This is a genomic window from Thalassococcus sp. (assembly GCF_982780845.1).
The window spans coordinates 58,686-71,032 of sequence record NZ_CEYADA010000012.1; the positions used below are offsets into that span (position 1 = coordinate 58,686).

A 12,347-nucleotide genomic window follows, 5' to 3' on the forward strand; every position below is an offset into this window, starting at 1 on the left:
TTTGCTGTTTTATTCCCGTCCCCATGGAATTGACCAAAGACAAATCCCGCCACCATCACGGAAACCTCCATGCCGCGCTGGTCGAAGCGGGGATCGAGATCCTGCGCAGCAGCGGTCTTGATGCGCTTTCCTTGCGCAAATGCGCCGCGCTTGCTGGCGTCTCACACGCGGCCCCCGCCCATCACTTCGGGAACCTCGAAGGGCTGAAATGGGCCATCGCAGAAGAGGCCTTTGCGCGGTTTTCTGATTTTATGCGCACCCACGCCGCGGCCTCTGACGACACGGCGCATGGGCGACTGCTGGGCATTTGTCGCGGCTATCTTGCCTTCGCCCGCGCCGAGCCTGCGCTGTACGAGATGATCTTCTGCCTTCAGCGCAAAGAACCGGAGTCAAAGCGCGACGCGTCAACGTCTTACAGCATTCTGCGCGACACCTGCGCCCCCTTTGTCCCGCCCGGCACCGACCCTGTGATCATCGAAACCCAGGTCTGGTCCCTTGTTCATGGCTTTGCGCTTTTGGAACTGCACGGACGGCTCGGGGACACGCCTCCGCCGGATGATGCGATCCTTGCTCTTCTGCGGCATATCGGCCAAGAGCCTGCTTGACGCCGCCCCCGTTTCGCGCGACCCAAGCGGCAAAAGACACCCGCCCCCAAAGGAGGCTCCGCATGCTCACAGCGATCATCGACTACGAAAGCGGCAACCTGCATTCCGCCGACAAAGCCTTTCGCCGGATGGCGGATGAAGTCGGCGCAGGCGATGTGATTGTGACGTCGGACGCCGATGTTGTGGCTCGGGCCGATCGTCTGGTCCTGCCGGGTGACGGCGCCTTCCCTGCCTGCGCCGAGGCGTTGAAAGGCTCGGGCGGGTTGTTCGATGCGATGGTTGAGGCGGTCGAAACACGCGGCGTCCCGTTTCTGGGCATTTGCGTCGGCATGCAGCTGATGGCCCGCAAAGGGCATGAATACCGCGAAACAGACGGGCTTGGCTGGATTGATGGCGAGGTCGAAAAAATCGCCCCCTCTGATCCGACGCTGAAAGTGCCGCACATGGGCTGGAACGATCTGGTGATCGAACAGGCGCACCCCGTTCTGGACGGTGTTAAAACCGGCGAACACGCCTATTTTGTCCATTCCTATCAAATGCATATGACCGATCTGTCGCAGCGCATCGCGCATGTGGACTATGGTGGCGACATCACCGCGATTGTCGGCACCGGCAACCGCGTGGGCTTTCAATTCCACCCCGAAAAAAGCGCCGAGACCGGCCTGCGGATGATCGCAAACTTCCTGACATGGAAGCCGTAATCACGCTGATGCCCCTGCCCCGCGCGGATGTGGAGCAGGTCTATCACCTTCAGCTTCCCGAAGATCAGTTGCGCTTTGGCGGCCGGATCGAAGAGGTCACGGCCGAGGACGAACTGGAGTGCGATTATCACTGCGCTTTGGCCGCTGACGAAATCGTCGGGTTCTTCAAACTGGATCGCGGTTATCACCTGCGTGTGCCGACAGCCCCCTTGGCCCAATGCGGCTATGAGGACGGCGACCTTGGTCTGCGGATGGTGATTGTCGGGCAGCAGTATCAAGGCAAGGGATACGGCAAGGCGCTGATGGCGGCTCTGCCGGAATATATACTTTCAGTATACAGCGCCAAACGCGCCTTCCTGACGGTCAATTTCGAAAACCCGCGCGCCAAGCATGTGTATCTTGCCAACGGCTGGGCCGACACTGGACTGGTCTACAAAGACGGCGGCGCGGGGCCGCAACATATTCTGAAACTTGTTCTGAATCTTGAAATACTTTGAGTATACTGGCGTAAAGACCGCACTAAACACACAAAGAAAAACGCGCGCCGGTTGCTCGACGCGCGTTCTTGCCTAGGAAAGTTCCAGTCGTGATCAGTTCACGCGGGTCCAGTTCTGGCTGGAACACAACAGACCACCAGCCACACAGCCCTGAAGCTTCAGCTTGTTGCCGCTCAGGGTCATTTTACCCATGTAGATTTTGTCGTTCGAAGGACGCCAGACTTTGCCTTCGTACTTGCCGCCACCTTTGGGCTCCATGTTGATCACAAGAACCTTGCCAAGGTTGGGCGACTGGTATTCGCCGGACGAATTGAACGTCTTGTCGATTGTACCGCAGATTTTGTCGCCACAGGATTTCAGACCGATGTGGGCGTAAGAGCCGTCATCTACTTCGGTTTTCCACGTGCCTTTGATGGGGTCCGCCGTTGCCGCAGACGCCGCAAGCACAAGGCCCGTCACGATGCCCAGAAACTTCTTCATGTTGGTTCTCCTCCCAAAACTGTAAAAAGTCTGATCCAAACAGGGCTTTCAAATCAAGCTTGACGCTAGGTCGCCCAAGGGCCTTCTGACGCAAGGTCGCGTTGCATATCTGGCGATCCCGTGCAAAAGAGCGGCCAAGTTTTAAAAGGGCCCTCGCTATGATCCTCTATCCTGCTATTGACCTTAAAGACGGCCAAGCCGTGCGCCTTTTGCGTGGCGATATGGAAAAATCGACCGTTTTTAACGATAAACCCGCAGATCAGGCGAAATCCTTTGTGGATGCGGGCTGTGAATGGCTGCATCTGGTCGATCTGAACGGCGCTTTCGCGGGCGAGCCAGTGAACGGTGCTGCGGTTGAGGCCATTCTGGCCGCCTGCCCCGGCGTTCCCGCGCAACTGGGCGGTGGTATCCGCGATATGGCGACGATCGAGGCATGGATCGAAAAGGGATTGCAGCGCGTCATCCTTGGCACCGTGGCCGTCGAAAACCCCGATCTGGTGCGCGAAGCGGCCAAGGCGTTCCCCGGTCACGTGGCCGTGGGCATCGACGCCCGTAACGGCAAAGTGGCGACCAAAGGTTGGGCCGAAGAAACCGATGTGATGGTAACCGATCTGGCGAAAAGCTTTGAAGACGCTGGCGTTTCCGCGATCATCTACACCGACATCAACCGCGACGGCGCAATGGGCGGCCCGAACATCGAGGCGACCGAGGCACTGGCCCGCGCCGTGTCGATTCCCGTTATCGCATCGGGCGGCGTGTCGTCGCTCGCCGATCTGACGGCGCTTCGCGATACTGGTGTAATCGCTGGCGCGATCTCGGGCCGTGCGCTTTATGACGGTGCGATTGATCTGGCCGAGGCGCTGGCGCTGCTGAAAGGCTGATCGCCCTCCAAAATCTGGATTTTGCATGCGAATCGGATCACTCTGGTTCACATGTTTTTCATTTATGCTTTTGATGTCCCACGTCGCCCTATTTGCGCGTCTTACCAAGGGCCAAAGCCATGAAACGGCTGGCCTACTGGATTTTGCCGCTAATCATCCTGATCTGCCTGATCCCCGTTTTCCTTATTATCTGGTCCAGCTGGTTCGCGGCGCGCCACGGGTGCATTCTGCACGAAGGCTGGACGAACCCCTGTATTGTTGACGGCCACGACTGGGGCGGCACCTTATCCAGCGCCTTTGTGTCGGGATGGTTTGCATTGGCGACACTGCCCGTTGCCTTTGGATGCGTCTTGGTGCTGGCTGTTCTTGCGCTTATCGATCTCAGCAGGCATATCCGGTCACGACAAAAGGACTGAGCCTATGCTGAAAACCCGGATCATCCCCTGCCTTGATGTGGCCGAAGGCCGCGTGGTCAAAGGCGTGAACTTTGTCGATCTGGTGGATGCAGGCGACCCTGTGGACGCCGCGCGCGCCTATGACGCCGCTGGCGCGGACGAGATTTGTTTTCTCGACATCACGGCAACCCACGAAAACCGCGACACCATGTATGACGTGGTCACCCGCACAGCCGAACAGTGCTTTATCCCGCTGACCGTGGGCGGTGGCGTGCGCACCGTAAAAGACGTGCGCAACCTGCTGCTGGCGGGCGCGGATAAGGTCAGCTTCAACTCTGCCGCTGTGGCCAACCCCGATGTTGTGGCCGACGCCGCCGACCAGTTCGGCAGCCAATGCATCGTTGTGGCGATTGACGCGAAAACCGTGGCCCCCGGTAAGTGGGAGATTTTCACCCACGGCGGTCGCCGCGAAACCGGCATTGATGCGGTCGAGTTTGCCAAGCTGATGGCGGAAAAAGGCGCAGGTGAAATCCTGCTGACCTCGATGGATCGCGACGGCACGCGGGCGGGCTTTAACCTGCCGCTGACCCGCGCGATCTCCGACGCGGTTCCGGTACCTGTGATCGCATCGGGCGGTGTGGGCAACCTTGACCACCTTGTTGACGGCGTCACCAAAGGCGGCGCAAGCGCGGTTCTGGCCGCGTCGATCTTTCATTTCGGCGATTACACCATCGCCGAGGCCAAAGCCCACATGGCCAATGCGGGCATTCCGGTGCGGCTATGAGCTTTTCCCTGACAGACCTAGAGGCGATCATCGCAAATCGCGCAGCGGCCAGCGCAGACGAAAGCTGGACCGCGAAACTGTTGGCCAAAGGCCCCGAGAAATGCGCCGAGAAATTCGGGGAAGAGGCGGTTGAGGCCGTGATCGAAGCGGTCAAGAACGACAAGGCGGGCCTGACAAGCGAGGCAGCAGATGTTCTGTTTCACCTGCTGGTCATGCTGAAATCCCGCGATGTGGCTCTGGCCGATGTGCTGGCCGAACTGGAACGCCGCCAGTCGCAATCGGGGCTTGCCGAAAAGGCGTCGCGCCCGACATCCTAGGCTTCGGCGCCTCCGGCGGAGGTATTTTTGGACAGAAAATACCTACAGCTTGGATGAAATCACGCCGGTATTGAACCCGCCCATGCGCAACTCGCCGAACAGGCGCTGGTATTCGATTTTCGGGCAGCGGTTCATCACCACATCCACACCACGCGCTTCTGCCACGGCGGCAGCCTCGGGGTTTTCCACGCCGATTTGCATCCAGATGGTTTGCAGGTCGGGAAACTTTTCCAACGCCTCATCCACGATGGGCGGCACCGCTTCGGATTTGCGGAAGATATCGACCATGTCGACGGGGCGATCAATCTCGGACAGTGACGCGCGAATAGTCTGACCGAACAGCATTTTGCCCGCGTGACCGGGATTCACCGGAATGACGGTAAATCCCTTCAGCGACAGGTAGCGCGCCACAAAATAAGACGGGCGGACAGAGTTCGTCGACACCCCAACAACGGCAATCGTTTTGGCGCGACCAAGGATCTTTTTCAGATAGTCGTCACTGTAGGTCATTGGTTTCCAGACAAAAAAGGCGCCCGAATCCATGTCGGGCGCCAGGTTCGGAACGAGGGACAGTGAAGGTTTCACAGGGGTTCCGGCCCTGCGATCCTGTCAAAGAGATGGGGTTTTCCATGGATTTTTAAACCCTGCTCAAGAAAGCGTGAGGCGAAACCGCCTATTCGGCGGCGGTTTTCTGCCCGTTCAGCATGTCCCAGACACGGAACGGCGTGAACGGCATATCGGCCTGACGCACGCCACGATCCCACAGCGCATCCTGCACCGCGTTGGACACAGCCGCCATCGATCCCACTGTGCCTGCCTCGCCGCAGCCCTTCATACCCAGAACGTTCGCTGTTGATGGCACCGCTTCGGTCGTAAAGCTGAACATCGGTACGTCTTTGGCGCGCGGCATGGCGTAGTCCATGAAACTCGCGCTTAGTAGCTGGCCGGTTTCATCATAAACCACCTGTTCCCACAGCGCCTGACCGACGCCTTGGACAACACCGCCGTGCACCTGCCCTTCAACCAGCATCGGGTTCACCAGATTGCCGAAGTCATCGACAATCGAATACCGATCCAGCGTGACATGGCCTGTGTCGGGATCAATCTCGACCTCGGCCACGTGGGCACCGTTCGGGAAGGACCGTGCCTCTAGCTGGGCATAGGCGGAATGGGTCAGCAGATCATCGCGCCCCTTTTCACGGGCAAGCTCTGCGACCTCGAGCATGGTGGGCGACAAGTTCGATCCGTCGGCACGGAAGCGTTCGTCGTCAAAATAGATCTGCGACGCGGGCACGCCCATTTCATCGGACAGGAAATCGCTGAAAGCCTCGACAATGCCAGCGACCGCTTTCAGCGTGACGTTGGCCTGTACGGTAACAGACCGCGACCCACCTGTGCCGCCGCCCTTGGAAATCAGGTCACTGTCGCCTTGTACAACTTTGATCTTTTCAAACGGGATGCCCGTTTGATCCGACAGGAACTGGGCAAAGACCGTTTCGTGCCCCTGCCCGTTCGACTGGGTGCCGACATAGATGATTGCGCCATCTTCCGTGAACTCGATCTTCACGTCCTCATCCGACGCGCCAAGGATCGATTCAATGTAGTAACACAGCCCCTGCCCGCGCAGTTTGCCCTGCGCTTCGCTAGCGGCACGGCGGGCGGCAAAACCTGTCCGGTCCGATGTTTCCTCGCCCCGTGCCAGAACGCGTTTGAAATCGCCCACGTCATAGGTTTCGCCCGACACCGTATCGTAGGGGAACTGATCCACCGCGATGAAATTACGGCGGCGAAGCTCCCATGGGTCGACGTTCAGCTCGCGCGCGGCGCGGTCCATCATCCGTTCCAGCAGATAGTTGGCCTCGGGGCGGCCCGCGCCGCGATAGGCATCGACCTGCGTGGTGTTGGTAAAGATGCCTTCACTACGCAGGTATGCATTTTTGCAGTCATAGACGCCGGTCAATACGCGGGCGAATAGAAACGTCTGCATCAGCGGCCCGAATTGCGACAGATAGGCCCCCAGATTGCTGCGGGTGTGCACGCGGTAGCCCAGAATGCGCAGGTCTTCGTCAAAGGCCAGTTCGGCCAGCGACACCAGATCGCGGCCGGCGTTGTCTGTCAGCATCCCTTCACCGCGTTCCGCCATCCAGCGCAGTGGTTTGCCCAGCACACGGGCGGCCTGACCGATGGCAAAATATTCGGGGTAGGTCATGGATTTCGTGCCGAACCCACCGCCCACGTCCGGCGTGGTCACATGCACCGCCTCTGGATCAAGGTTCAGAATGCGCGACAGTTGGGTTTTGAAGTTCCACACGCCCTGCCCGTTGATGCCCATATGCAGGCGTTCGCCATCCCAAATGGCTGTGCACGCGCGGGTTTCCATCGGGTTCGAGATGATACGGTTATCGCCGACCTCAAGCGACACGACATGCGCCGCTTTGGCAAAGGCCGCATCAGTCCCGTCCTTATCGCCCAAGGCGTAATCAAAGGCGCGGTTGTCCGGCACTTCGTCATGAATGGGGTCGCCGCCTGCTTGCAAGTCCAGATGGACGGGGCGGTCTTCGATATCGCATTCGATCAGTTCGATGGCGTCTTTGGCGGCGTTGATACTGTCGGCCACCACCAGTGCAATGGGTTCCCCCACAAAGCGCACGCGACCTTCGGCCAGAACGGGTCGGCGGGGTGTCGGGCCTGTTGTGCCGTCGTGGTTGGGCACCATCGAGGTGACCAAGCCTTTGGTGATACCGGCCTCGGCCAGATCATCAGCGGTCAGAACCAGATGCACGCCATCAGCCGCGCGGGCCTCGGACACGTCCAGCGATGTGATATCCCCATGCGCCACGGACGACCGGAAAAACACGCAATGCAGCGCGTTTTCATCGGCGATGTCGTCGATGTAACGCCCTTCGCCTTTAAGAAAGCGGATGTCTTCCACCCGTTTGACCGGTTGGCTTTTGCCGAACTTTTCCATGATTGTCCCTGTTAGCTTTTCGCTGTCATAGGGACTTTAGGCGGCAGCGTGGCGGTGTCCAGCCCCCCTATCGAATGTGTCGTGATCCTGAAGGCAAACAACGTGACTGTGGCCATAGCCGTTAAAGCCCGTGGCGGTGGCCTGCGAATAGGCGCCCATGCCGCTGATCAAGATGTAATCTTCGGGGCTCAGATCGCCGGGGACTGCCAAGGGCGTGGGCAGGCAATCAAGGCTATCGCAGGTCGGGCCAAAGACGATACGCTCCATGCCGTCTGCGCGGCGCAGGGTGCCGTCGGGGGCGAAACAGGTTATGCGGTTGCCGACCGACAGATCCCGCCATTCGGCCAGCCCGCCATAGATGCCGTCGTTCAGGGTCATGCAACGCTCATCCATCGCTTTGACCCTTACCAGCAGGCTGAACGCCTCGGTCGCCAGCGCGCGGCCCGGTTCGCAAATCAATTCAGGGCGGTTTGCACCAAAACCTTCGTCCACGGCCTGATCGATTTCGCGGAAGATGCGATACAGATCGGGCGAAATCCCCAAACGGTTGGCGGCAAAGCCCCCGCCCACGTTCAGGCGGCGCAGGGTGACGCCCGCGCGGGCAGCAATGTCGGCACAGGCGCGAATGTACTGCGCCCAGACGCCCGAAGCATCGCATTGCGTGCCGGGATGGAAGGTCATCGACGGGGTCAGACCCATGTCGCGCACCTTTTGCAGCAGCATAACCGCCGTTTCAGGGTCGGCGCCGTATTTCGCACCGAAATCATAGGCTGCGCCCTTCACAGGCAAGCGCAGGCGCACCGCAATCTCATGCCCCTTCGGCAGATGCGCCAGCTTGGCCAGTTCATCTTCGCGGTCAACCGACCACGACCGAACGCCGTGCCGTTCCGCCGCTGCGATTTCGGACAGGGAACGAACAGGGTTATTGTAGTGCAAGGCAACGGTATCCGACACCGACCGCACCAACGCCATTTCCGCAGGCGAGGCCACGTCAAAGCCCTGCATCCCCAATTCGACCATCGGCGCGATGACCAGCGGATCGGGGTTTGCCTTGACCGCATAGGTCAGCATGCCGCCAAATCCGGTCTGGAACGTTTTAACCGCGTGGTCGAGATGTCGAGGATGAAAGAAATGCACCGGATCGTCCGGCATTTCTGATTTCACATAGGCAATGATCCGGGAAAAATCGTTGTCCTGCATCGACATAGGCACCTTTGCGTTCGTGTGTCTTTCCCCAAGTGTTCACCGCTTCGCAGTCGATTTCATGTGGCAGTTGGACGAATTCGTCAGTTTGTTTTAGCGTATTGACGGAAGAAACAATAAATATGACGATGGATGTGCCGATCTGCGGCTTTCAAAGGTTTCGAAACAAAAGAGGCTGGCATGCAGTTAGACGATACAGACAGAAAGCTGATTGTCCTTTTGGCGCAAAACGCGCGCACGCCGGTGTCCGAACTCGGGCGGCGTCTGGGGATTGCCCGCACGACGGTTCAGGCGCGGATTGACCGGCTGGTGACGAACAAGGTGATTGCCGGTTTCACCATCCGCAAAGGCGAAATGCTGAAATCCGCGATCCGTGCGACGGTGATGATTTGCGTGGAACCGAACGCAGGCGCGTCTGTGCTGTCACGCCTGAAAACCCTGGCAGGGATTGAATCGGTGCACACAGTTTCAGGCCGCGTGGATATGATTGTCGAGGTATCCTCGCCCTCGACCGAGGCGCTGGATTTCGTGCTGGACCAGATCGGTCAGGCGTCAGGGGTCAAAAGCTCGGAAAGCCTGATCCACCTGTCGACGAAAATCGAACGCTCGGGTTAAGAGGCGTCGTCGTCCACGCTGTATTTAGCAAACAGCTTGCCCTGCAGCATAAAGAACGCAAACAGAGCGGCGGACAGGCCGAAGGTTTTGAAATAGACCCACGTTTCGGTGCTGAGGAACCGCCAGACCAGTTCGTTGGCAATCCCGAGCGCAAAGAAAAACAGCATGACGCGCTTGGTCAGGATCATCCAGCCTTCCTGTTCAAGGGGCATCAACCCCTCCATCACGGTCCGTAGATAGCTTTGGCCACGGGCCAGACCAAAGGCCAGAAGCCCGCCGAACAGGAAGTAGATCAGCGTCGGTTTCATCTTGAAAAACCGTTCATCGTTCAGCCAGACAGACAGCCCGCCAAAGACAACCACCAGAACCGCCGTCATGATCTGCATCCGGCTGAGGTGACCCGTCAGGTACCAAAGCACCCCCATCGAGGCCAGAAGCACAGGGATGAAGCCCGCTGTGACAACGATAAATCCCTCATATTCAGTGCCGCCGATGGTAAAGACGTGATCCTTGAGCCAGAGATAGGCCACAAAGAACCCGAGCACGGGGCCGAGCTCGAGCGCGGTTTTCAACATCGGGTTCACATCACGTTCTGCCATTGGGTGCCTCCTGCTTTCGCTTATATGGGCCGGATGTCAGCCGAACTCAACGATGACCGCGCCCAAAGCGATCAGCGCCATCAAGGCGATGCGACGCGGACCCACGGTTTCCTTCAGCACCAGCCAGCCGATGAGGGCGGCAAAAACGGTGGATGTTTCGCGCAAGACGGCCGCTTCGCCCACCTTGTCCAGACGGGTCGCCAGCATAATCGCGCCAAAACTGAAGAACGCGACGATGCCGCCCACAAAACCACGCAGCGCCAAAGGCCCAAGGTCGGGTTTGTCCGCCATCTTGCGATAGCGCCACGCCGCATAGATCGGCATGGCAATGCCATCGATCATGAAGAACCACGCAAGGAAGGTGAACGGGTCGGCGGTCGCGCGGATGCCGTAGGCGTCATAGGTGGTGTAGAGCGCTACAAAAAGCCCTGTGCAGACCGCGAAAAACAACGCGATGTTCAGCGTATCGCGTTCGGTGACAAGGAAAATGTAGTTGTAGATCGCCAGCCCGAAGATGCCCGAGATCAACACGCCCACGCCTGCCCATTGGGTCAGCGTGAAGGTTTCACCAAAAAGCATATAGGCGCCGATGACGGTGAAGAGCGGGCCGGTGCCGCGGACCACGGGATAGACCACGGTGTAGGCGCCCTTGGTGTAGGCATATGCCTGTAAAATCTTGTATATCAGGTGTATACAGAACACGATCCCAAAGATTGGCCACATATGTTGTTCGGGCCATGGAACCACAAAGAGCGCAAAGGGCGCGGCCATCAGGCCATAGCTGGCGTCGATTGCCCCACGGCTGAGCCACGGGTCGTGACGGCCTTTTTGCAACGCGCCGAAGAGGGCGTGGAGGAAGGCCGCAAGCAGTGCCAGCATGAGGGCGGCATTATGCCCTGCCTCGGTGCCTTCGAGAGAGATGAGATAGTCGCTCATAGTGTGCGGCCTGTCTGCCGGGCGGAGGGGCGCTGCCCCTCTTGGCCTTTGGCCAATTCACCCCGGAGTATTTGTGGACAGATGAAGATCAGAGGTCTTTGCCGGTCAGGGCAGCGGCGAAGTCTTGTGGATCAAAGGGAGCGAGGTCGTCGATTTGTTCGCCGACACCGATGGCGTGGATCGGCAGGCCGAATTTATCGGCCAGTGCGACCAGAACGCCGCCTTTGGCGGTGCCGTCGAGTTTGGTCATAACAAGCCCCGAGACATCGGCCAGTTTCTGGAAGGTTTCGACCTGACTGATTGCGTTCTGGCCGGTGGTGGCGTCGAGGACGAGCAGCGTGTTGTGCGGCGCGTCGGGATCTTTTTTGCGGATGACACGGACGATTTTTGCCAGTTCTTCCATCAGATCGGCGCGGTTTTGCAGGCGGCCTGCCGTGTCGATCATCAGAAGGTCCGCGCCGTCGGCCTGTGCGCGAGTCATGGCGTCAAAAGCAAGGCTGGCGGGGTCGGAGCCTTCGGGCGCTGTCAGGACAGGCACGCCTGCCCGGTCACCCCAGACCTGAAGTTGTTCGACGGCGGCGGCGCGGAAGGTGTCGCCAGCGGCGATGACAACCTTTTTGCCTGCGGCGCGGAATTGCGAAGCGAGTTTGCCGATGGTGGTGGTTTTGCCCGAACCGTTTACGCCCACGACCAGCACGACCTGCGGTTTGGTCGGGTAAAGCGGCAGGGGTTTGGCCACGGGTTCCATGATGCGGGTGACCTCTGCGGCAAGCAGGTCTTTGATTTCGCGGGTGGAGACCTTTTTGCCCATGCGGCCTTCTGCAAGGTTGGCCGAGACGCGGAGCGCGGTGTCGACGCCCATATCCGAGGCGATGAGCAGTTCTTCGAGCTGTTCCAGCATGTCGTCGTCAAGGACGCGACGCGGCTCGGATGGTTCTTTGCGACCAAGGAGGCGGCCGATGAGACCGGGTTTGGCAGGCTCGGGGCTGTCGGCGACGACTGTTTCCGGCGCGAGGACCGGCTCGGGTTCTGGTGTCGGTTCGGGCGTGGGCTCTGGTTCGAGCACAGGTTCGGGTTCGATGACAGGCTCTGGAGCCGGTTCCGGTGTGATGTCCGCGACCGTCTCTGGCGTCTCCTCGACAGGTGCGGGATCGGCGGCGGGTGCAGGCTCGGGCGTTTTTTCGGGGTCAGACGTTTGCACTGCTGCCGGTTCGGGCTGAGGGGGCGTTTCTTCCTCTGCGCCTTCGGCGACAATGGCATCGAGCCCCTCTTCCAGTTTGGACGAGGACCGCATCAAACGCTGCTTGAGCTTACCGAAAAAGGACATTCACACTCCTTCACTGCTGCATCTTCGGCATGTGCCCGC

Annotated in this window: 15 protein-coding genes; 8 read left to right on the forward strand and 7 right to left on the reverse strand. The window is 59.3% G+C overall.

The genetic code is table 11. The features are described 5' to 3' along the window. Positions 1-23: 23 nt before the first annotated feature. The 3 genes from AC4FIA_RS13615 (at position 24) to AC4FIA_RS13625 (ending at position 1,803) form a co-directional block, all read left to right on the forward strand. Positions 24-605: a TetR/AcrR family transcriptional regulator gene (locus tag AC4FIA_RS13615; RefSeq protein ID WP_490366308.1), complete on the forward strand. Its 582-nt coding sequence runs from the start codon at positions 24-26 to the stop codon at positions 603-605. A 62-nt stretch (positions 606-667) separates the two neighbouring features. Continuing rightward, positions 668-1,306 (forward strand): imidazole glycerol phosphate synthase subunit HisH, encoded by a 639-nt coding sequence (hisH, locus tag AC4FIA_RS13620; RefSeq protein WP_490366309.1) that lies wholly within the window; start codon positions 668-670, stop codon positions 1,304-1,306. Then, positions 1,294-1,803 carry a GNAT family N-acetyltransferase gene (locus tag AC4FIA_RS13625; RefSeq protein WP_490366310.1) on the forward strand — a complete coding sequence of 170 codons (510 nt, stop codon included), beginning with the start codon at positions 1,294-1,296 and terminating at the stop codon, positions 1,801-1,803. The genes hisH and AC4FIA_RS13625 overlap by 13 nt, the downstream gene beginning before the upstream one ends. A gap of 93 nt (positions 1,804-1,896) precedes the next feature. Here AC4FIA_RS13625 and AC4FIA_RS13630 read toward each other — a convergent pair whose 3' ends face one another. Next, positions 1,897-2,283 (reverse strand): DUF2147 domain-containing protein, encoded by a 387-nt coding sequence (locus AC4FIA_RS13630; RefSeq protein WP_490366311.1) that lies wholly within the window; start codon positions 2,281-2,283, stop codon positions 1,897-1,899. A gap of 158 nt (positions 2,284-2,441) precedes the next feature. On the opposite strand from AC4FIA_RS13630, the gene hisA reads away from it, so the two are divergent. The 4 genes from hisA (at position 2,442) to AC4FIA_RS13650 (ending at position 4,660) form a co-directional block, all read left to right on the forward strand. Continuing rightward, entirely contained in the window at positions 2,442-3,164 is a 723-nt protein-coding gene (gene hisA, locus AC4FIA_RS13635; RefSeq protein ID WP_103910919.1) for a 1-(5-phosphoribosyl)-5-[(5-phosphoribosylamino)methylideneamino]imidazole-4-carboxamide isomerase, read from the forward strand. A gap of 119 nt (positions 3,165-3,283) precedes the next feature. After that, the gene (locus AC4FIA_RS13640; protein WP_490366312.1) at positions 3,284-3,580 is read left to right on the forward strand and encodes a hypothetical protein; all 297 of its coding nucleotides are present in this window, start codon (positions 3,284-3,286) and stop codon (positions 3,578-3,580) included. A 4-nt stretch (positions 3,581-3,584) separates the two neighbouring features. After that, positions 3,585-4,343 carry an imidazole glycerol phosphate synthase subunit HisF gene (gene hisF, locus AC4FIA_RS13645; protein ID WP_490366313.1) on the forward strand — a complete coding sequence of 253 codons (759 nt, stop codon included), beginning with the start codon at positions 3,585-3,587 and terminating at the stop codon, positions 4,341-4,343. Then, positions 4,340-4,660 carry a phosphoribosyl-ATP diphosphatase gene (locus tag AC4FIA_RS13650; protein ID WP_490366314.1) on the forward strand — a complete coding sequence of 107 codons (321 nt, stop codon included), beginning with the start codon at positions 4,340-4,342 and terminating at the stop codon, positions 4,658-4,660. Before hisF ends, AC4FIA_RS13650 begins: the two co-directional genes overlap by 4 nt. A 42-nt stretch (positions 4,661-4,702) precedes the next feature. Here the strand turns inward: AC4FIA_RS13650 and AC4FIA_RS13655 are convergent, their stop codons facing one another. The 3 genes from AC4FIA_RS13655 to AC4FIA_RS13665 form a co-directional block, all read right to left on the reverse strand. Next, positions 4,703-5,170 carry a CoA-binding protein gene (locus tag AC4FIA_RS13655; RefSeq protein ID WP_490366315.1) on the reverse strand — a complete coding sequence of 156 codons (468 nt, stop codon included), beginning with the start codon at positions 5,168-5,170 and terminating at the stop codon, positions 4,703-4,705. 163 nt (positions 5,171-5,333) lie between these two features. Next, a complete protein-coding gene (locus AC4FIA_RS13660; RefSeq protein WP_490366316.1) occupies positions 5,334-7,628 on the reverse strand; it encodes a xanthine dehydrogenase family protein molybdopterin-binding subunit in 2,295 nt (764 codons plus the stop codon). Between the two features lie 36 nt (positions 7,629-7,664). Beyond that, complete coding sequence (locus tag AC4FIA_RS13665; RefSeq protein ID WP_490366317.1) at positions 7,665-8,828, reverse strand: type III PLP-dependent enzyme; 1,164 nt, start codon at positions 8,826-8,828, stop codon at positions 7,665-7,667. 183 nt (positions 8,829-9,011) lie between these two features. On the opposite strand from AC4FIA_RS13665, the gene AC4FIA_RS13670 reads away from it, so the two are divergent. After that, positions 9,012-9,446: an Lrp/AsnC family transcriptional regulator gene (locus tag AC4FIA_RS13670; RefSeq protein WP_287474899.1), complete on the forward strand. Its 435-nt coding sequence runs from the start codon at positions 9,012-9,014 to the stop codon at positions 9,444-9,446. On the opposite strand, the gene AC4FIA_RS13675 is transcribed toward AC4FIA_RS13670, so the two are convergent. The 3 genes from AC4FIA_RS13675 to ftsY all read right to left on the reverse strand — a co-directional run bounded on the left by AC4FIA_RS13675 (position 9,443) and on the right by ftsY (position 12,308). Continuing rightward, entirely contained in the window at positions 9,443-10,045 is a 603-nt protein-coding gene (locus tag AC4FIA_RS13675; RefSeq protein WP_490366318.1) for an inner membrane-spanning protein YciB, read from the reverse strand. The two genes, AC4FIA_RS13670 and AC4FIA_RS13675, sit on opposite strands and share 4 nt — an antisense overlap. 36 nt (positions 10,046-10,081) lie before the next feature. Beyond that, the gene (locus AC4FIA_RS13680; RefSeq protein ID WP_490366319.1) at positions 10,082-10,981 is read right to left on the reverse strand and encodes an EamA family transporter; all 900 of its coding nucleotides are present in this window, start codon (positions 10,979-10,981) and stop codon (positions 10,082-10,084) included. Positions 10,982-11,069: 88 nt separating this feature from the next. Then, entirely contained in the window at positions 11,070-12,308 is a 1,239-nt protein-coding gene (gene ftsY / locus AC4FIA_RS13685) for a signal recognition particle-docking protein FtsY (RefSeq protein WP_490366320.1), read from the reverse strand. Positions 12,309-12,347 lie beyond the last annotated feature (39 nt).

Excerpts from the sequence above, each read along its gene's own strand:
- AC4FIA_RS13615 (WP_490366308.1), top strand. The coding sequence starts at position 24 with ATGGAATTGACCAAAGACAAATCCCGCCACCATCACGGAAACCTCCAT.
- hisH (WP_490366309.1), top strand. The coding sequence starts at position 668 with ATGCTCACAGCGATCATCGACTACGAAAGCGGCAACCTGCATTCCGCC.
- AC4FIA_RS13625 (WP_490366310.1), top strand. The coding sequence starts at position 1,294 with ATGGAAGCCGTAATCACGCTGATGCCCCTGCCCCGCGCGGATGTGGAG.
- AC4FIA_RS13630 (WP_490366311.1), bottom strand. The coding sequence starts at position 2,283 with ATGAAGAAGTTTCTGGGCATCGTGACGGGCCTTGTGCTTGCGGCGTCT.
- hisA (WP_103910919.1), top strand. The coding sequence starts at position 2,442 with ATGATCCTCTATCCTGCTATTGACCTTAAAGACGGCCAAGCCGTGCGC.
- AC4FIA_RS13640 (WP_490366312.1), top strand. The coding sequence starts at position 3,284 with ATGAAACGGCTGGCCTACTGGATTTTGCCGCTAATCATCCTGATCTGC.
- hisF (WP_490366313.1), top strand. The coding sequence starts at position 3,585 with ATGCTGAAAACCCGGATCATCCCCTGCCTTGATGTGGCCGAAGGCCGC.
- AC4FIA_RS13650 (WP_490366314.1), top strand. The coding sequence starts at position 4,340 with ATGAGCTTTTCCCTGACAGACCTAGAGGCGATCATCGCAAATCGCGCA.
- AC4FIA_RS13655 (WP_490366315.1), bottom strand. The coding sequence starts at position 5,170 with ATGACCTACAGTGACGACTATCTGAAAAAGATCCTTGGTCGCGCCAAA.
- AC4FIA_RS13660 (WP_490366316.1), bottom strand. The coding sequence starts at position 7,628 with ATGGAAAAGTTCGGCAAAAGCCAACCGGTCAAACGGGTGGAAGACATC.
- AC4FIA_RS13665 (WP_490366317.1), bottom strand. The coding sequence starts at position 8,828 with ATGCAGGACAACGATTTTTCCCGGATCATTGCCTATGTGAAATCAGAA.
- AC4FIA_RS13670 (WP_287474899.1), top strand. The coding sequence starts at position 9,012 with ATGCAGTTAGACGATACAGACAGAAAGCTGATTGTCCTTTTGGCGCAA.
- AC4FIA_RS13675 (WP_490366318.1), bottom strand. The coding sequence starts at position 10,045 with ATGGCAGAACGTGATGTGAACCCGATGTTGAAAACCGCGCTCGAGCTC.
- AC4FIA_RS13680 (WP_490366319.1), bottom strand. The coding sequence starts at position 10,981 with ATGAGCGACTATCTCATCTCTCTCGAAGGCACCGAGGCAGGGCATAAT.
- ftsY (WP_490366320.1), bottom strand. The coding sequence starts at position 12,308 with ATGTCCTTTTTCGGTAAGCTCAAGCAGCGTTTGATGCGGTCCTCGTCC.